The organism is Methylicorpusculum oleiharenae, from assembly GCF_009828925.2.
Classification (GTDB): domain Bacteria; phylum Pseudomonadota; class Gammaproteobacteria; order Methylococcales; family Methylomonadaceae; genus Methylicorpusculum; species Methylicorpusculum oleiharenae.
This window is the reverse complement of record NZ_WUTY02000001.1, coordinates 745045-764911: the sequence shown is the minus strand read 5'-3', so window position 1 is coordinate 764911 and position 19867 is coordinate 745045. Positions and strand designations below refer to the sequence as shown.

General features: G+C 44.3%; 13 protein-coding genes, 2 tRNA genes and 2 rRNA genes. 9 read left to right on the top strand and 8 right to left on the bottom strand.

The features are described from left to right. Nucleotides 1-19: 19 nt before the first annotated feature. From GO003_RS03615 to GO003_RS03590, 6 genes are all read left to right on the top strand, one after another. Nucleotides 20-96, top strand: a tRNA-Ile gene (locus GO003_RS03615). Between the two features lie 48 nt (nt 97-144). Next, a tRNA-Ala gene (locus tag GO003_RS03610) sits at nt 145-220 on the top strand. Nucleotides 221-568: 348 nt separating this feature from the next. Continuing rightward, nucleotides 569-3458, top strand: a 23S ribosomal RNA gene (locus GO003_RS03605). A 158-nt stretch (nt 3459-3616) separates the two neighbouring features. After that, a 5S ribosomal RNA gene (rrf, locus tag GO003_RS03600) occupies nt 3617-3732 on the top strand. 158 nt (nt 3733-3890) lie between these two features. Then, nucleotides 3891-5402 (top strand): apolipoprotein N-acyltransferase, encoded by a 1512-nt coding sequence (gene lnt, locus GO003_RS03595; protein WP_231088803.1) that lies wholly within the window; start codon nt 3891-3893, stop codon nt 5400-5402. 61 nt (nt 5403-5463) lie between these two features. After that, nucleotides 5464-6252, top strand: a complete 789-nt coding sequence (locus tag GO003_RS03590; protein WP_159651555.1) for a sterol desaturase family protein — start codon at nt 5464-5466, stop codon at nt 6250-6252. Nucleotides 6253-6322: 70 nt separating this feature from the next. Here GO003_RS03590 and GO003_RS03585 read toward each other — a convergent pair whose 3' ends face one another. After that, entirely contained in the window at nt 6323-7066 is a 744-nt protein-coding gene (locus tag GO003_RS03585; protein ID WP_159651557.1) for a nucleoside phosphorylase-I family protein, read from the bottom strand. A gap of 434 nt (nt 7067-7500) precedes the next feature. Between GO003_RS03585 and GO003_RS03580 the strand changes: the two genes are divergently transcribed. After that, nucleotides 7501-7944 (top strand): Rsd/AlgQ family anti-sigma factor, encoded by a 444-nt coding sequence (locus tag GO003_RS03580; RefSeq protein ID WP_159651559.1) that lies wholly within the window; start codon nt 7501-7503, stop codon nt 7942-7944. Between the two features lie 57 nt (nt 7945-8001). Here the strand turns inward: GO003_RS03580 and GO003_RS03575 are convergent, their stop codons facing one another. The 5 genes from GO003_RS03575 to GO003_RS03555 form a co-directional block, all read right to left on the bottom strand. Further along, on the bottom strand, nt 8002-10650 hold the full coding sequence (locus tag GO003_RS03575; protein ID WP_159651561.1) for a UPF0182 family protein: 2649 nt from the start codon (nt 10648-10650) through the stop codon (nt 8002-8004). Between the two features lie 449 nt (nt 10651-11099). Next, nucleotides 11100-13748 (bottom strand): aminopeptidase N, encoded by a 2649-nt coding sequence (pepN, locus tag GO003_RS03570; RefSeq protein ID WP_159651563.1) that lies wholly within the window; start codon nt 13746-13748, stop codon nt 11100-11102. A 23-nt stretch (nt 13749-13771) separates the two neighbouring features. After that, entirely contained in the window at nt 13772-14149 is a 378-nt protein-coding gene (locus GO003_RS03565; protein WP_159651845.1) for a DUF423 domain-containing protein, read from the bottom strand. Then, nucleotides 14149-14667: a molybdenum cofactor biosynthesis protein B gene (moaB, locus tag GO003_RS03560; RefSeq protein WP_159651565.1), complete on the bottom strand. Its 519-nt coding sequence runs from the start codon at nt 14665-14667 to the stop codon at nt 14149-14151. Before moaB ends, GO003_RS03565 begins: the two co-directional genes overlap by 1 nt. Nucleotides 14668-14697: 30 nt before the next feature. Beyond that, the gene (locus GO003_RS03555) at nt 14698-16059 is read right to left on the bottom strand and encodes a DegQ family serine endoprotease (protein ID WP_159651567.1); all 1362 of its coding nucleotides are present in this window, start codon (nt 16057-16059) and stop codon (nt 14698-14700) included. Between the two features lie 551 nt (nt 16060-16610). Here GO003_RS03555 and GO003_RS03550 point away from each other — a divergent pair. Next, on the top strand, nt 16611-17966 hold the full coding sequence (locus GO003_RS03550) for a cyclic nucleotide-binding domain-containing protein (protein ID WP_159651569.1): 1356 nt from the start codon (nt 16611-16613) through the stop codon (nt 17964-17966). Between the two features lie 112 nt (nt 17967-18078). Here the strand turns inward: GO003_RS03550 and rpmG are convergent, their stop codons facing one another. Together rpmG and rpmB are read right to left on the bottom strand one after the other, a co-directional pair. Next, nucleotides 18079-18234 (bottom strand): 50S ribosomal protein L33, encoded by a 156-nt coding sequence (gene rpmG / locus GO003_RS03545; RefSeq protein ID WP_159651571.1) that lies wholly within the window; start codon nt 18232-18234, stop codon nt 18079-18081. Nucleotides 18235-18243: 9 nt separating this feature from the next. Next, entirely contained in the window at nt 18244-18480 is a 237-nt protein-coding gene (rpmB, locus tag GO003_RS03540; RefSeq protein WP_159651573.1) for a 50S ribosomal protein L28, read from the bottom strand. 426 nt (nt 18481-18906) lie between these two features. Between rpmB and gshB the strand changes: the two genes are divergently transcribed. Beyond that, nucleotides 18907-19860 carry a glutathione synthase gene (gene gshB / locus GO003_RS03535; protein WP_159651575.1) on the top strand — a complete coding sequence of 318 codons (954 nt, stop codon included), beginning with the start codon at nt 18907-18909 and terminating at the stop codon, nt 19858-19860. Nucleotides 19861-19867 lie beyond the last annotated feature (7 nt).

Sequence of the window (19867 nt, the reverse complement as noted above, 5' to 3'; positions counted from 1 at the left end):
TCAAGCACGACACGAGCCTGGGCCTGTAGCTCAGTTGGTTAGAGCGCACCCCTGATAAGGGTGAGGTCGGAGGTTCAAGTCCTCCCAGGCCCACCACCTTGCAAAGCGCCAAGGCCGGTAGACGGGCGAGGGAACCTACTTAATGGGGCCATAGCTCAGCTGGGAGAGCGCCTGCCTTGCACGCAGGAGGTCAGGAGTTCGATCCTCCTTGGCTCCACCAAGAAAGACACAGGCTGTCGACGATACATCAACTCTATAAGACTTTATCCTGCCCTTTGTTTAGGCAAGCGGGGCGAGGTTTTATAGACTTGATAAGTAACATCATCAAGGCTCTTTAACAATTTGGAAATCTGTACACTGTAAATTCATAGCTGGAATGCGCAAGCATAAAAGCGAAGAAGATACATAAACGAGTTCAAGAACACCGAAGCGCAAGCGAAGGTGAACTGAATGAGTTCTCAAGCAGAAAAAAAGCGAACATGTCAGCTGATCAAACCACAGCCGGCCTGGAGCACAGGGTAACCCAGAAACGGGAAGCCACTGAACGCCAGACTGATTGGGGTTATATGGTCAAGTGAATAAGCGCATACGGTGGATGCCTAGGCGATAAGAGGCGATGAAGGACGTTGTAGCATGCGATAAGCCGCGGGGAGTTTGCAAACAAACTTTGATCCGCGGATTTCCGAATGGGGAAACCCAGTCAGGATAACCTGACTATCCTGCACTGAATACATAGGTGTAGGAAGCAAACCCGGAGAACTGAAACATCTAAGTACCCGGAGGAAAAGAAATCAACCGAGATTCCCTTAGTAGTGGCGAGCGAACGGGGACCAGCCCTTAAGCAATTAAGGCATTAGTGGAACAGACTGGAAAGTCTGGCGATACAGGGTGATAGCCCCGTACACGAAAATGCCTCAGTTGTGAAAACGAGTAGGACGGGGCACGTGAAACCTTGTCTGAATATGGGGGGACCATCCTCCAAGGCTAAATACTCCTTATCGACCGATAGTGAACCAGTACCGTGAGGGAAAGGCGAAAAGAACCCCGGAGAGGGGAGTGAAATAGATCCTGAAACCGTATGCGTACAAGCAGTAGGAGCGGACTTGTTCCGTGACTGCGTACCTTTTGTATAATGGGTCAGCGACTTAATCTCAGTGGCAAGCTTAACCGAATAGGGGAGGCGTAGCGAAAGCGAGTCTGAACAGGGCGTTCAGTCGCTGGGATTAGACCCGAAACCGGGCGATCTATCCATGACCAGGCTGAAGGTGAGGTAATACTTACTGGAGGGCCGAACCGGGATCTGTTGAAAAAGATTCGGATGAGTTGTGGATCGGAGTGAAAGGCTAATCAAGCTCGGAGATAGCTGGTTCTCCTCGAAAGCTATTTAGGTAGCGCCTCGTGTATAACTGTTGGGGGTAGAGCACTGTTTCGGCTAGGGGGTCATCTCGACTTACCAACCCGATGCAAACTCCGAATACCAACAAGTTTCAGCACGGGAGACACACGGCGGGTGATAAGGTCCGTCGTGAAAAGGGAAACAGCCCAGACCGTCAGCTAAGGTCCCCAAATCTATGCTCAGTGGGAAACGATGTGAGAAGGCCCAGACAGCCAGGAGGTTGGCTTAGAAGCAGCCATCCTTTAAAGAAAGCGTAATAGCTCACTGGTCGAGTCGGCTCGCGCGGAAGATTTACCGGGGCTAAGCATAGTACCGAAGCTACGGGATTGCACTTTAGTGTAATCGGTAGAGGAGCGTTCTGTACGCCTGTGAAGGTCACTTGAGAAGGTGGCTGGAGGTATCAGAAGTGCGAATGCTGACATAAGTAACGATAATGGGGGTGAAAAACCCCCACGCCGAAAACCCAAGGTTTCCTGCGCAACGCTAATCGACGCAGGGTTAGTCGGTACCTAAGGCGAGGCCGAAAGGCGTAGTCGATGGCAAACAGGTTAATATTCCTGTACCGGTCGTAACTGCGATGGGGTGACGGAGAAGGCTAGGTTAGCTACCTGTTGGAATAGGTAGTTTAAGCGTGTAGGGAGTCAGACTAGGCAAATCCGGTTTGGCAATCCTGAGGCGTGATGACGAGTCTCTTTAGAGACGAAGTAACTGATGCCATGCTTCCAAGAAAAACCTCTAAGCTTCAGGTTACGAGTGGCCGTACCCTAAACCGACACAGGTGGGTGGGATGAGAATTCTAAGGCGCTTGAGAGAACTCGGGTGAAGGAACTAGGCAAAATGGTACCGTAACTTCGGGAGAAGGTACGCCTTGAGTAAGTGAAAGCCCTCGCGGTTGGAGCTGAAAGAGGTAGCATTAAACTGGTGGCTGCGACTGTTTAGCAAAAACATAGCACTCTGCAAACACGAAAGTGGACGTATAGGGTGTGACGCCTGCCCGGTGCCGGAAGGTTAATTGATGGGGTTATCTTCGGAGAAGCTCTTGATCGAAGCCCCGGTAAACGGCGGCCGTAACTATAACGGTCCTAAGGTAGCGAAATTCCTTGTCGGGTAAGTTCCGACCTGCACGAATGGCGTAACGATGGCCACACTGTCTCCACCCGAGACTCAGTGAAATTGAAATCGCTGTGAAGATGCAGTGTACCCGCGGCTAGACGGAAAGACCCCGTGAACCTTTACTATAGCTTGACACTGGACTTTGAACCTATTTGTGTAGGATAGGTGGGAGGCACTGAAGCAGCAACGCCAGTTGTTGTGGAGCCAACCTTGAAATACCACCCTGGTATGTTCGAAGTTCTAACCTAGGTCCATTATCTGGATTGGGGACAGTGTCTGGTGGGTAGTTTGACTGGGGCGGTCTCCTCCTAAAGAGTAACGGAGGAGCACGAAGGTGTGCTCAGCATGGTCGGAAATCATGCGATGAGTGTAAAGGCAAAAGCACGCTTGACTGCGAGATAGACACATCGAGCAGGTACGAAAGTAGGTCTTAGTGATCCGGTGGTTCTGAATGGAAGGGCCATCGCTCAACGGATAAAAGGTACTCCGGGGATAACAGGCTGATACCGCCCAAGAGTTCATATCGACGGCGGTGTTTGGCACCTCGATGTCGGCTCATCACATCCTAGGGCTGAAGCAGGTCCTAAGGGTATGGCTGTTCGCCATTTAAAGTGGTACGCGAGCTGGGTTCAGAACGTCGTGAGACAGTTCGGTCCCTATCTGCCGTGGGCGTTTGAGATTTGAGGGAAGCTGCTCCTAGTACGAGAGGACCGGAGTGGACGAACCTCTGGTGTTCCGGTTGTCACGCCAGTGGCATTGCCGGGTAGCTATGTTCGGACAGGATAACCGCTGAAAGCATCTAAGCGGGAAGCCCCTCCCAAGATGAGATCTCACTGGGACCATGAGTCCCCTGAAGGGCCCTGGGAGACTACCAGGTTGATAGGTCAGGTGTGGAAGTGCAGTAATGCATGAAGCTAACTGATACTAATTGCCCGTGAGGCTTGACCATATAACACCCAATCGGTTTGGGTGGTGTAAGCCGACAGACGCTTTAAATATGCGAGAACGTGTACAGATTTCCAAAGAGACGGCTGAAGCCGACGCCCTAGACCCCTAGCGCGCCCTTCGCGCCTCAATGCGGCAGGATTGACCTGCCAAACCAGTTTGCCTGGTGACCATAGCGAGCGTGGCCCACCCGATCCCATCCCGAACTCGGCAGTGAAACCGCTTAGCGCCAATGATAGTGTGGCAGTTTGCCATGCGAAAGTAGGGAATCGCCAGGCTCTTACATCAAACCCCATCCAGGTTAATCCCTCGGTGGGGTTTTTTTTTGTTCCCGCTTCTTAATATGTGCTTGCTTTGGGGGACATTCAAAGGCTGAAATTTTGTACTATTAATTTTTTTTGGGCATTACCAGGGATGGAAATAATCGGTAACCATTGTGAAATTTTCATGCGGATTAAAAAGTAGGCTGTTTGATTTTATATCACCATTCGCCGGCGTATTATTAACATTGGCATTTGAGCCCTTTGGATATTGGGTTTTTTCATTTATTTCCCTCCCTTTTATCTTTGCATCCTGGCAAACATTGTCACCAGGACGGTCTGCCTTAAGAGGTTTTTTATTTGGCCTGGGCTATTTTGGAGCCGGTGTTTCATGGGTATTTGTTAGTGTTCATGAATTCGGTCATGCTTCTTTAGTTATCAGTTTCATAGTCACCCTTGTTTTTATCTCGGTTTGGGCTTCATTTGTCGGCTTGACAGGATATGTCGCCGGTAAAACCTTCTGTTTCATGACGCGGCCTGCTTTTTTTATCAGTTCAAGCTTGTGGATTTTGATTGAATATATTCGAGGGACTTGGTTTTTAAATGGATTCCCCTGGTTGCAAATTGCCTATTCACAAACAGATTCGGTTCTTGCTGGTTATGTGCCCGTTTTAGGGGTCTATGGGGTAGGATTTATAGTGGCGTTAATTGCAGAATGCCTGATCTCTCCTTTAAGATTGCTAAAACAAGGTTTTAAAATATGCCTGCTTTTTGCTTTGTGTATAGGCGGAATAACACTGAATTTATATAAGTGGACATATACTGCGGGTAATGAAATTCAGGTTTCATTGGTCCAGGGCAATATACCGCAAGATAGAAAATGGGAACCCAGTAACAGAGATATTACTCTCAAGAAGTATCGTGAGCTAACGCAACAGAATTGGCAATCAGATATTATCATATGGCCAGAAACAGCAATACCTGCTTATTATTCTGAAGTTAAAGACGACTTCCTGTCATTGTTACAAAATGAAGCAATACACAATAAATCAGACATTATTTTAAGTTTGCCTGTTAAAGAAGAAAATGGTGATAAATTTAATGCGGTAATGGTCTTGGGCAAGGAGTCTGGTTTTTACCGTAAAAACCATTTGTTACCTTTTGGAGAATATCTGCCTTTACAACCCCTTTCAGGTTATATTTTTGATAGGCTTAACCTTTCGGGACTTGGAAGATTGACCTCAGGAGGAAACCAACAACTCATGTTGAAAGCCGCCGGATATTCTTTTATGACATCAATTTGTTATGAAGATACATTTGGAAATGAGCAACGAAAAGGTTTGCCGGATGCCGCATTCCTCGTAAATGTGACCAACGATGCCTGGTTCGGTAATTCAATAGAGCCTCATCAACACCTTCAAATTGCTCGCATGCGAGCAATGGAAGCCGGTCGTTATTTGCTGAGAGCTACCAATACGGGAGTAAGCGCAATTGTTAAACCCAATGGACAAATAATTGCAACCGCCCCCCAATTTGAGACGGCTGTTATTACGGCAAAAATTTTACCAATGGCTGGTATGACGCCCTATGCCAGACTTGGTGATGTTCCAATAATAATAGGGATACTTCTTACTTTAATGATTAATTTTTGGCGTAATACAAAGAATAAATCACATTTAGTGTCTTAGTGACAATACCATCAGAATGCAATTCTTTTGCACTATGTGAAATAGAGAGGAGTTAACTAATTTGGAAACATTGATACGCCTGACCGCTGCATTAAGCATTTTTGGTGTCATGGTCTTTTGGGAATACCTGAAACCGCGCCGTATACTTCCGGTGGAGAGACTTGTTCGCTGGCCAATTAATCTGGGTCTAGCTGTAATCAATATGTTGATGATGCGTCTAACGGTCGGAAGTGCCGCTTATTTAGCCGCTGTTAACGCGGAAGAAAATCATTGGGGATTGTTGAATCGGTTCAATATGCCAGAAAGTTTAAATATCATAATCAGTTTGTTGATTCTGGATTTTGCTATCTATGGGCAACACGTGCTCTCCCATAAATGGCCTTTGCTTTGGCGTCTTCATCAGGTTCATCACAGCGATTTAGCCTTCGATGCCACTACTGCCGTCCGCTTTCATCCGTTAGAAATCCTTTTTTCAATGTTTTATAAAGTTGCATTCATCTATTTGATAGGCGCTGACGCATTTGCGGTTATTCTTTTCGAAATCATCCTGAATGGCGCTGCTACGTTTAACCACAGTAATATTTCAATTCCGGATACTCTGGATAAAAAGCTTCGTTTCTTGATTGTTACACCGGACATGCATCGTATCCATCATTCGACTATCAAAACTGAAACCGATAGCAATTATGGGTTTTCTATTACATGCTGGGACTGGCTTTGTGGTACCTATAAGGCACATCCGAAATACTCACAAGAGCAAATGCCCATCGGACTCGATTGTTATAGAGACAAAAAGACATTGGGTTTTTTAAGCCTCTGCTTGATGCCTTTTCGCGCACCATTAAAATAATTTAGCCATCAGTCAATTGGCAAAGCCAAGTCTTGCTGTACCGGTAATTTTTGGATATTGACGTTAAATCTTATAGGTCATAATCCAGTATGGCTAGTTTTTTATTAAGTAATTTAAGCAGTTCTTTTCCTGACTTTACATTTTCAAGATTGATGTCCAATGTTTGATTCGAATTAATGACATGCCAGCGTTGAAGCAGGTTTTTAAGATATGCTTTTTCGGTTACGGAAAATCGAAATATACCGGTCAATTCGGATAATTTCAGATCCTGCTTGTTTGCAAGTACCCTCTGCAATAAACGTAATTCTGTTAGCAACGTTTCAAGTATCAGTAAATTTTGCTCAATCAAATGCGTGATCTTACTCGCTTCAAGTAAACCGGCTGGTTGAGATAGGTTATCTGAAACCACCTTGAAACATTGTATTAATTCACCACTCGAAAACCGTCCTGCTGATTCATAAAAAGCCGAGGCTTCCATGTCGCTCAATTGTCCATGATCGTATTTCAATTGAGGGTGAGATGTCGTCAAAATGGTTTCTGAGCCACAAGGTAATGTGTAAGTTAATGGAGGGTAAAAGCTTTTTTTGGTATCAGCATCGATAATTTTATGTCCTATAAAGGGCGTGTTCACGGAATGATCCCTGTGCCCGGCAATTCCTACATTTATTAAGGTCGGATTATGACTCCCTAATAATCCCTGAGAGAAAGCAACACCGGCAGACATGGCTATTTTTCCAACGCCAGTGACGATTAAATAAATGTCATCATGGTTGCTATACAAAGCAAATTGGCTTGTTTCAGTATGTTTTTTCAATCGAAAACGGCCAATCAAAGGCTTTGCCTCGCAGGGCAGTGCAGTAAAAAAAAATACACGATTTTCTGGATTCATACTTGAAAGAAAAGGAGGTTTTGATAAGTCGGATTCATAGCTGTTTAAAGCTGAGCGCATTCAATGTGTTAACTTAATTCAACAGTCTTCTAAAAGTTATCGTAACTACTCGCCCGCTTTGAATTATGGGCGTAGGTGTTTGATTTCAAAGGAACCGTAAACACGTCCATGTAGCTCTCTGCAACATTCCTGTTGCAGAAGCCTTTTCAATCAACCACCTACACCCACTAAAATTGGAGGGGGTGAGCAGATACGTTATCTGTTACATTTAGTCTTACTTTTCCTTTAAAATTAGATAATTGTTGCATCAAATTAAAATGTAACTTAAATTAAAAAGAAAACCTTGAGGCTTTAGAATCATGATATCGACACAACCTAATATTGACAGGCGCCAACAATCACGTCATCTTGTGGACGAATTAAAAAAAGAAAGACAACAAGTGTGGAGCATGTATTGTCACGTTGCTGAACTTAAGCCGTTTTCACCTAGGCAACAAGTCCAACTTAAACTCACCGAATTTTCTCAGTTACTGGTTGATTACATTTCATTAGGCCACTTCGGTATTTATGATCGTTTGGTAACCGGGGACGAGCGCCGTGCGGGTGTTTTAAATATGGCCGAGCAGATTTATCCGGAGCTATCCAAAACAACAGATGTGGCCATTGCATTTAATGATAAATACGAAGAAGCATTGGATGCGCTCAGTTTAGAAAGTCTGGAGCACGATTTATCTCATTTGGGCGAGAATCTGGCCATAAGGATCGATCTGGAAGACAAATTGTGCAATATGCTTTTGAATTAGGAAACCCCCGCGTCTAGATAAAAAGGGACAATGACTTAGCATTGTCCCAGATCTCAATTATTTCTTATCAGGTTCAAACGTTGTTCCTGTTCCGTTATCAACCCTGATAAACCGTTCTTTTAGTCTTTTGAATGCTCCCCATAAAGTTGTGTCCATGACGACTTCATTGCCAATCGAGACTATTACACGAGCCAATTCAGGTATCCTTGTCTTGATAGAAATTAGATATATCGGTTGAACATAAAGGATAGAGTTTTTCATAGGCAGAATAATCATCCTGCCCATTTCAACGCGTGAACCGCGCTGATCCCACAATGTTAACTGGGCAGATATTTCCGGGCTTTGCTCAATCAAAGCCTCCACCTGGGCCGGGCCGTTGACCTGAACTTCCTTGTGGAATTTATAAACAGTGATACCTTTTTTAAAGGCATCGCCGCATTTTTCTTTATCCATGACACTGGCCACACTCACCATGCTCAGGTTAGCGTTATTTACCGGCGTCATGGCATTGATCATGACAAATTCCTCCTTACCTCCGCAATGCCCAAAATCTATAGTTAAATAATAAGGCTTTACAGGCTTGTCTCTTACTTGGGCAAACTGCCACGTTTCAGCTTGCTGATAGAACAATGCGGGTTCAGTCTGATGGTATTTCGCATAGACTTTCATTTGCAGATAATATAAATCTCTTGGATAACGCAATTGCCTTTTCAGCTCTTCCGGCATTTCGTCTATATCCCGAAAAACGCCCGGATAAGCTTTATCATAAGCCTGAATGATAGGGTCGGTAGGGTCGGTATTATAGTATTTAACCGCGCCGCTGTAGGCGTCGACCGTAACTTTGATCGAATTACGAATGTAATTGAATTGTTCGGAGCCGTCCAAAAAGTCGTCATCTGCCGATTTGGAAACCGGATACCAATTAGATAAAGTATAAGCATCTTGAACCCAGAAAAAACGGTCCTTTGTGATCACTAAATAGGGGTCTTTATCCAGATGCAGAAAAGGGGTTAGTAAATTGATCCGTTCAATAATGTTTCTTCGTATCAGTAACTTGCTTTTAGACGTAATATTGGTAGAAAAAAATATCTTTTCGTCTTTAAAATAAAACGCAAACAAAAGTTTTCTGAAATAAGAGGGGATAGGAATTCCGCCGCTTCCTCTGTACGCTTTATCAAGCGCATTATCTGGAGGAGTGGTCGTTGTTCCGGATAGCCCCACTACATTCAGGTTATTGGGGGTAATCGCATATTTGTATTGTTCTTGACCATAATATATATCCGGTTTATTTACTTCCAGACCCACATCAGAGTGCAAATTGAGGTCACGCATGAACCAGATAATCGGGTTGGCAGCGTCTTGTGCCGCTGGGGTGGCTACAGCACCGTAACCATGAGTAAAACGCAAATGCGTATTTTCCCAGTTTTGAGCTTCCTTAGGTAGTTTCGAGATGTTCATTTCTCTTGCTGCGAGGTTAACCTGACGCTTAAAGCCATTTATAAAATAACGTCCTTCATCCACTTCAAGAAAATGGTAATAAGGGCGGATACTCTGCATCTGGTTATACACGTCATCCAGGAATTCGCGGTCCCAGACCGGAATGTTCTCGAATCTTTGCTGTGTACTCCATTCTTCAATGTCCTTGGTAGGATCCAGATTCACGGTAAAGTCTACCGTTTCGATGTTCTTAAGATCATAGGCATCCAGCGTAGCGTCAATATTGTTCTGAATGAATGGACGTTGAGTCTTGACGGGATTGGGTTTGACAATAAATTTGTCGATCAATGCGGGTATGAAATCTATTTTTTGAATACCGAAAACGCCTAAAAATAAGCTGAAGGTAACGATAAACGGCATTTTGATGCGAGGCTTCTCCGAAAAAAAGTAAAAAAGCAAAGCAATTGCAGAAGCCAAAAAAGTAAATATAGACAGCCAAATAAGGGGCAATTTGTATCTCAATTCAACAAAGCCCGGTCCTGAGAAGACCGGTTCATGTACATTGACATATAAAAGTGAAAATCTATGCAGAGCAAATCCCCACAGCACGAACAACACGACAAACCCAAACAACACGGCCAAATGAATCTTGGCCGCCATCGGAAAGTTTTTGACTTGATTGGGTACAAAAATACTCTGCATCCAATATTGAAACGCCACCATGATAAAGATGATGCAGGCCGTAGCAAGCAATTCCGATTGGATAAGCTGATAAATAGGATAGGAAAGCAGATAAAAACCAACATCTCTGCCGTAAACAGGTTCAGTAACGCCGGCAGATCCACCAAAGAAGAAAAGTAATGATGCTTCCCATTGTTCATAAAAAGGAATGGCGATCATCACCGCCAAGACTAAAGCTACGGGTGTCGACAACCGGATTGAATAGCTGATAAATAAATCAGCAAAACGGTCAAACGCCCGTCTTTTCAGTGGATCTGAAAAAACAGCCTCATTCGGATTGAAGCCGAAATATCGTGAAGACAGCCAGAAATGTAAAAAGAAAATCGAAAAGAAAAAGAGCGTGACAATACCCGAAAGGAAAAAACGATAGAGCAAGCGCAGCCAAAAGTATCCTTCAAACTTTAAGGCCTGAAACCACCAATAATCAACAATTAGATCGAGAAAAACGAAATAAAATGCTACATAGACAGTAACCAGGATACCAACTGTTGTCATTACAACAGCGGGTAAATATTTCCAAATCCGCATAATTTCCTCTTTGTATGAGTGATCAGCTTTTACTTTTACGAGATAAGCCTTGGCAATCATTAATCATGCAGCGATTGCTACACTTTGTTGGCGTTATTCTAACATCCACCAGACTATTCGGAGCATATAGAATGCAGTATCGAATCCATGAGGTTGAAAAAATTAAGAATCAAGATCGATTTAGCACGTCAGATAATAGATTTTCCCCATTTAAAATTACGAGATTATTATCTCTTCTCGCTCTGGAATGTGTTTTGAAAAAAGAAATAGAGACCGAACTTTGTAGTGCGGAATTGTTAACTATTTGGAGTTTTAATCGTAAAAAACCTGAGTTTCCTAACGAAAAGCAAGAAAGATAGTAAAAGATAGATATCTTGCTCATTCCAGCCTTAACCTAGGTAAATTACGCTGATAAAACTTCTTTAGTCGCAAGACAGCCCCTCTAAACCTTAAGCCAAACTCTTACTTGCCACCTCATAAACATCAGGTGAAATCGCGTCGGTTGTCATTATGCGTTCCAGCTGATCTTTCATTAGTTGTTGCCTAGTTTCATCAAAACGACGCCATTGTGTCAGTGCGCTTAACATTCGGGATGCCACTTGAGGGTTCAATGTATTCAATTCAATAATCCTGTCGCCCAGAAAACGGTAACCCTGGCCGTTGCTGGCATGAAAATGCAATGGATTGGCTTGGCTGAACGCCCCAACCAGAGAACGGACCCGGTTCGGGTTTTTCATGTCAAATGCGGGATGATCCAGTAAACCTGTAACAGTATCGAAAGTTTCAGGCATTGGGCTGGATGCTTGTAAGGCAAACCATTTGTCAATTACCAACGCTTCATTTTGCCATTGCTGATAAAAATCGGTCAGACATTGCAATTTTCCAGGGTGCTCGTTATTAACAATCACACTGAGCGCCGCCATCTGATCGGTCATGTTTTTGGCAGATTTAAATTGCGCCAGCGACAAGCTTTGAATCTCAGGGGTATTCAGTACACTTAAATAGGCAAGGCAGGCATTTTTAATCCGTCTGCGGCCAATAGCTCCCGAATCGAATTGTCCTGATTCATCTTTATGGTAGAGCTGATAAAGTTCTAAAAACCGTTTTTGCAACTGCTCAGCCAAAGTCAGGATGACTTTTTCCCTGGCATAATGAATGCCCTCGGGGTCAATTACCTGCATTTGCTCAGCCAAATAAATTTCGGAGGGTAAATTTAACAGCAAGGAAAAATAGGATAAATCCTCCCAGGATTGTTCCAATACCTGTTGAAAAGCATCGACAATAACAGGTTCAATTTTTAACTCGCGGCCGTCACGCCAATCCTCAATCAAATTCAAAATAATTCGGCTGGATAATTGCTGTCCGGCCTCCCAACGATTGAACGTATCGCAGTCATGTCTCAGTAAAAAAGCAAGCTCATCCTGACTGCGCTCCATGGTCAGTTTTACCGGCGAAGAAAAACCGCGCAAAATCGAAATTACCGGTTTTTCTTTTAAACCGGTAAAAATAAACTGCTGTTCTTTTTCAGTCAGCTGTAAAACCGTTTCATTTTTGCTTGCGGATTGCTCTTTAAGCTGACAGGGTGCTATGGAGCCATCGCTATACAGCAAGCCCAGCCGCAGAGGAATCGGCAGCGGTTCTTTCACTGGCTGGCCGGGTGTTGGTGGGCTTGTTTGACTGATGGTTAAATGCAGCGTTTGGGATGCCTCATCATACTGCGGGCTCACGTTGACCAGAGGTGTTCCGGCCTGTGCATACCAGCGTCGAAATTCCGTCAGATCAACACCATTGGCATCCTGCATCGCATTGACAAAATCGTCGCAGGTAACCGCTTGGCCGTCATGCCTCTGAAAATAGAGATCGCTGCCTTTACGAAATCCCTCCGCACCTAACAAGGTATGCAGCATTCTGACGACTTCTGCGCCTTTTTCGTAGACTGTCAGCGTGTAAAAATTATTGATCTCAATGTAGGCATCCGGACGAATGGGATGTGCCATAGGTCCTGCATCTTCTGCAAACTGGCGAGTCCGCAGCATATTGACGTCTTCTATGCGTTTAACTGCTTTGGATGTTCTGTCGCCGGTAAATTCCTGGTCACGGAAAACGGTAAAGCCTTCTTTCAAACTGAGCTGAAACCAGTCTCTACAGGTAATCCGGTTGCCGGTCCAGTTATGAAAGTATTCATGACCGATCACCCCTTCAATGTGTTCATAATCACTGTCGGTGGCGGTATCAGGCCGCGCCAGTACGAATTTGGTATTAAAGACATTGAGGCCTTTATTTTCCATGGCGCCCATGTTGAAGTGCCCGACCGCGACGATCATATACAAATCCAGATCGTATTCGCGGCCGTAAACCTGTTCGTCCCAAAGCATCGCGTTTTTGAGCGCTTGCATGGCATGTGCGCATTTGTCCAGATCATGGTTTTCTACAAAGATCTGTAAATCGATATTACGGCCCGACATAGTTGTAAATCGATCGGCTACGCAATCTAATTGCCCCGCTACCAGCGCAAACAAATAGCAAGGTTTAGCGAAAGGATCTTCCCAGGTGACCCAGTGATCATTTTCGAGTAACTCACCTTGTGCGATCTTGTTGCCATTTGAAAGCAGCACCGGATATCGCGATTTATCGCCGATCAAGGTGGTTGTAAACCGGCTCATCACATCGGGACGATCCAGAAAATAGGTGATTTTCCTGAAGCCTTCCGCTTCGCACTGGGTGCATAACATAGACTTAGAAAGATATAGACCTTCCAGAGCCGTGTTGGCTTTAGGGTTAATGTGATTTTCAATGATCACTTCAAAGGCTTGTTTCTGCGGTACTTGATGAATGATGAGTGCGGTTGGCGTTTGCTGGTAATCATCTTTACTTAACGCCTCCCCATTCAGCAAGACGCTGATAAGTTCCAGCTTTTCGCCATGAAGGGTTAAGGCTTCGCTCTGATGTGAACTCTCCGGATTACGGCTGATTTTCAGCTTGGCGGTGACTTGGGTGCATTCATCATCCAGGTTGAATTTCAGATCCACTTCGTGAATCAGGTATTCCGGTACCGTATAATCTTTTAGATAAACTGTTTGTGGGTTAGCATCACGCATCGTTTGACTCGACAAGTTGAATATTAAGAGGATTTTTGAGCTGCAAATAGCATGATAAGGACCCAGGCAGCTAAAAAGGCCAAGCCACCGAAGGGGGTAATCATACCCAGCCATTTGGCATTGAGTATTGTCAACAGATAGAGACTGCCTGAGAATAAGATTATTCCGGCAAACATCAGCCAGCCTGCCCAGTGAATCAAGCGCGACAAAGGTGCCTGCTGCTGCAGGAAGGCGAGACCGAAAAGCCCCAGTGCATGCCACATCTGATAATTAACCCCGGTTTTATAAATATCCAGCATCTCCGGGCTAAAATTGTTTTTAAGAGCATGCGCACCGAATGCACCGAAGGCAACACCGGTAAAGGCACTTAATGAGCCTAAAAATAAGAAGACTGAACGCATCATTTTTCCATGAGTCTGGGCATTAGCTGAACAAGATTACAGGGCCTGGTTCGAAAATCCAACTGATCTTTAATCAAATCATCCCAGGCGGTTTTACAAGCCCCTGACGACCCGGGCAAGCAAAATATGTAAGTGGCATTGGCGACTCCGGCAATGGCTCTGGATTGAATCGTCGATGTTTTGATGGATTGATACGAGATCATTCTGAATATTTCGCCAAAGCCGTCAAGTTTCTTATCCAGCAACGGTTCAATCGCCTCAGGGGTTCCATCTCTCCCTGTTACGCCGGTGCCGCCGGTGCTGATGATAACCTGAACCGCCTCATCGGCTATCCATCGCGAAACGACGGACCGGATTGCATAGATGGAGTCGGGTACGATCAATTTCTCAACGGGAATATGACCTGTTTCCCTGATGCGTTCAATCAAGGCCGTTCCGGATATATCGTCGGCATCGGTTCGCGTATCGGATACCACCAGAACGGCTATGTTAAGAGGGATAAAGTTTCTTTCGGTCATTCGGTTGGGTCTCTCGGATTAATGTTCAAATTACTTTAATACCAGAAAAAAGGCTTCTTCACCGCGCTGTATATTGATTAACAGCTGGCTTTGGGGATTTACCACCTGGGCTAATTCATCCAGGTTTCTAACCCGATAGCGGTTGGCGGAAACAATGATATCGCCGGGTCTCAATCCTGCCCGCCAGACTTCTGAAGCCGTATTTATCTTTTCTAAAAGAATGCCTTCAATTTGATTTTTCTGACTGCTGCTCAGGATGGTTCCAATCAATCGTGGGTGGATTTTCTCTCCTGCGACTTGCGGTCGTTGAGGCTGACCAATGGCTGCTTGAACAGTCATCTTTTCATTATTGCGCAATAACTCTATATCAACCTTATCACCAATTTGCATCAAACCAATCATATTACGAATGTCATGACTGCCTTTTATCTTCTGGCCGTTCACCTCTGTAATGATATCACCCGGCTCCAAACCCGCTCTTGCGGCAGGTGAGTTACCCTCAACCTTGCTGACTACAGCGCCTTTATTGGTTTCCAATCCAAACGCTTTCACAAGTTCTGGACTCAAGTCTTGTGTCGTGACGCCCAATAATCCCCTCCTAACCTCACCATGCTTTACTAAGGACTCTTTAATAGTCAAGGCCATGTTAGCCGGTATCGCAAAGCCTATGCCGACATTGCCACCGTTGGGCGCCAAAATAGCCGTATTCATCCCGACAAATTCGCCATTCAAGTTAACCAAAGCACCTCCCGAGTTGCCTGGGTTAATGGAGGCATCGGTCTGGATGAAATTCTCATACCCTTCAATGCCCAAGCCGGAACGTCCCAATGCACTTACGATTCCGGACGTTACTGTTTGTCCCAAGCCGAACGGGTTGCCTATCGCAATGACAAAGTCGCCAACTCGCAATTCATCTGAGTCGGCAATCGGCAAAGCGGTCAAGTTGTCGGCAGGGATTTGAATCACGGCAACATCGGCATCAGGATCGGTTCCAATCAGCTTGGCATTCAGTTGCCGGCCATCCTGTAAGGTCACCATGATTTTGTCGGCTTTATCGATGACGTGATTATTGGTTAATACATAGCCATTACGGCTATCTACAATAACACCTGATCCCAGGCTGTTTTTTTGACGCTGACTGGGTTGGTTGGGCATTTGAAAAAAATGCCGGAAAAAAGGATCTCGCATTAAGGGATGCTCAAGAACCTGGACATTCGTTGAGGTGGAAATGTTAACAACAGCCGGCAAGCTGGTTTCAAGCATGGGTGCAAGAGAAGGCAGTTTCTGGCCATTCACCGCAACTGGGAGTCCGCTCTGAGCCGGTGATGCGGCAAGAAAAGCCAAGGGGACGACTAAACAACCCGCTATCGTTCTAAAAATTTTACTGTTCATAGTGATCTCGCAAGAATTAACAACCTAATTAATAGTTTTGGTTTTTCAAAATAAACAAACAAATCAACTGTCCGCCTCTAAAAGATACAACGTACAGCGTGAAAACGCTTGAAAATTGAGGAAGAGCGAATTAAATCAGAGTATTTATACCTTTCGCACTTTAAATTTCGGCAGTGCCTAAGGAGGCAACGGGGTATTCGGTAAAGGCTATGCCAGCATGGATGCTGGCATAGAGCCTACAAGGATGTATTTACGGCGTCCTTTGACGGGCCCCGGGTGCCGAATTTCGATCTACGATGGCTTTTTGGGATATAGTTGGCATTGATCGATGTTTATTCTCTGGACAGTCAATTGAACATGCGATGAACAGTCGCAAGACGGTTTTTGTTGGATATAAAACATGACCTAATCCCAATTCCGCAATAACCTTGAATATGGGCATTAAAAAATTGAAAACAATAGTCACTTTTGTGATTACCGTTATTTTTTGGCGATCAATTGCCATTATTAAGCTATATTACAAGCGTCAATACCCACTTTATCCAAATTGAATGGCTGTAGATACAAGCTCCGACGACGGTCAAGCAATTCGCAAACTGGTTCCCATTGCAAATCTCGCAACTCCTCATTTTGAGTCGCTGTGTGCTCAAATTACTATTCAAGACGCTGCCCGAAACGATATTCTATTCAAGCGGGGCGATGTTGATCCTCATTTATACTATTTGTTACAAGGGGAAGTGTCTTTTCAGGCCGCAGGATTATCATTTGAGGTCGTTAAATCTGAAACTGAATCTGCAAAGTTTGCGTTAGCCCATCAAGTTCCCAGAAAGATTGATGCAGTTGCGCGAAGCTCAATTCGTTATATTAAGCTGCCGGCTAATCTATTAGACTACCCTTTGACACAAACTTATGAGGAGGAAATCAGTTCAATGGTCATTATTGAGCCCGAGGAAAATTCTGACGATTGGATGACTACGTTATTAAGGTCGCCCATTTTTCAGAAACTTCCCCCTGCTAATTTACAAAAAATTCTAATGAGCCTTGAAGAAGTTATTTTTGAGAAAGGGGAAACGATTCTGCGCCAAGGAGATCCGGGGGATTATTATTACCTGATAAAAAGTGGGCAATGCCTATTGACCCGCAAGCCTTCTGAACATGCCAAAGAAATCAAGCTGGCCCTGCTTAGAGACAGTGACACTTTTGGTGAGGATTCCATCCTCTCGGAAAAGCCACGTAATGTGACCGTAACCGCGCTCACTAAATTATCGCTGTTGAGGCTCAGCAAAGATAATTTTATCAATCTGATCAAAAAACCATCACTAAGATATGTTGATTATGATCAAATGTGTCTTGAAGTTAACCAAGGGGCGTTATTGCTGGACGTACGCTCAACTGAAGCGTTTAACTCGCATCATCTTGAAGATAGTTTAAGCGCTCCTTTTTTTACCCTGCGTATGCAGGTTAAAACATTAAACAGGAATCGGCCTGTAATCGTGGTTTGTAATAATGGGAAGACCAGTGAAGCCGCTGCTTTTCTGCTGCTGAAGAACAAAATAAAGGCTTCGATTCTTGATGGCGGCATAGAGAATGTTGCCCCAACCCTGGTAAAAAGTGCGGCTTCATTTGCTATTGATGATGGAGTGGAAACGACTTTTGTCGTACCTCAAAAATTAGTTGAAGCTGCCGGACCTGAAAAAGACAGCATTTCTGAAAACGATAAAGACTCAATGCTGGAAAAACTGCAAATGGAAAACTCAGCATTATTGGATGCTAATGATCGTTTAAAAGCGATGTATGAGCAGCTGAAGCAAGAGAAGGAAGAGGCGGACAGGGAATTTAGAATGCTTTACAGGCAAACAGAAAAGCTTAAAAGTATTTTGAATGCAATGAAAAAAAATCCGGAGTAAGGTTCTGTGTGTTTTTTCAGTTCGTTGTAACTAAATAGCCAACGGGCATTACTGCTACCCCAGCCACACAACCACAGCCTGAATAGCTGTGGTCATCAAGGCGTGAGATAAATTACTTTATCTTGGCTTCTTTGTACATAACATGTTTGCGCACTACCGGGTCGTATTTTTTGATTTCCATTTTTTCCGGCATAGTCCTTTTGTTTTTGGTGGTCGTGTAAAAGTGACCTGTTCCTTCTGTAGAAACCAATTTGATTTTGTCGCGCATTTAGCCCCCTTAAGCTTTTATGCCATTTTTCCGCATATCTGCCAGTACAGCATCAATGCCATTTTTGTCTATTATTCGCATCGCTTTGGCTGAGATACGCAGACGAATCCAACGATTTTCGCTTTCTACCCAAAATCTGTGATGTTGCAGATTAGGGCAAAAACGCCTTCTAGTTCTATTGTTGGCATGTGATACATTATTACCGGTAACTGGACGTTTTCCCGTTACCTGACAGACTCTGGACATGATTAACCTCTAAAAAATATGCAGTGGCTCAAAAGTTAGCTGATCTTTATACCAAAAATTTCTTTTCAGGTAAATAACTAACTCTTGACACGGTACATCCGAACCTGTCATTCAAAACCTGCTGACGGCAAATTAATCATTCAATCGCGCTATTTTTAAGCTTAAAATTACATTTCAAGAAAAATGGGTAACAAGATTAGCGGCTGTTTTTTCTGCTGATTAAAGGCATTAGAGGCGGCAAAAGGGTATGTTTAAACGCCTTACCTATAACCCAATTGTCTGTCAACTCTCTACGGCATTACTTTGAATAACAATTAACTGCTTTTTAGCCAGATCCCATATCATTGGAGAAAAATAATCTTTCAATGGCATACTATTGCAGTCAGAGAAACCTATTTAACCCATTCGTAAAAAAGAGAACTTATTATGCCCATAAAACTTGGCATGGTTATGGACCCCATCGCAAGCATCAATATAAAAAAGGACACCAGCTTTGCCATGTTGCTGGAAGCGCAGCACAGAGGGTGGGAACTGCATTATATGGAACTTAATGACCTGTATTTACGCAATGGCAGGGCTTTCTCCAGAACCCGGATACTGTCGGTTGAGCGAAACGAATTGCAGTGGTTTCGCTTTGAAGGCGAGCAAGATCTGGCTTTAGATGAGCTGGATGTCATCATCATGCGCAAAGATCCTCCGTTCGATCAGGAGTATATTTATGCCACCTATTTGCTCGAAAGAGCGGAGGCAAACGGCACTTATGTCGTCAATAAGCCCCAATCTCTCAGAGATGCCAATGAAAAATTATTTACCGCCTGGTTTCCTGAATGCTGCCCGGATACCCTGGTGGCCAGGGACAGCAATAAAATACGTGAATTTCTCAATGAACATGGAGAAATAATTTTAAAGCCACTGGATGGAATGGGCGGTACATCGATCTTTTATGTGCATCAAAATGATCCGAATTTGAGTGTGATTCTGGAAACTATGACCCATTACAATGGTCGTTATGTGATGGCACAAAAATACCTTCCTGAAATTAAAAATGGCGACAAACGCATACTGATTGTCAATGGAGAAGTTGTACCTTACGCGCTTGCCCGCATTCCCGCACAAGGCGAATCGAGGGGCAATCTTGCGGCAGGAGGCTCATCTGAAGGGCGCATCATTACGGAACGCGATATGTGGATAGCCAATCAGATTGGTCCCACGTTAAAAGAGAAAGGGCTGGTCTTTGTGGGTATTGATGTCATCGGTGATTACCTGACCGAAATCAATGTCACCAGCCCCACTTGTGTACAGGAGCTGGATAAGGCATTTGGCCTTAATATAGCGGGCCAACTGATGGATCACATTGAAGAGAAGCTGCAATCGCTATGAGCTCTCA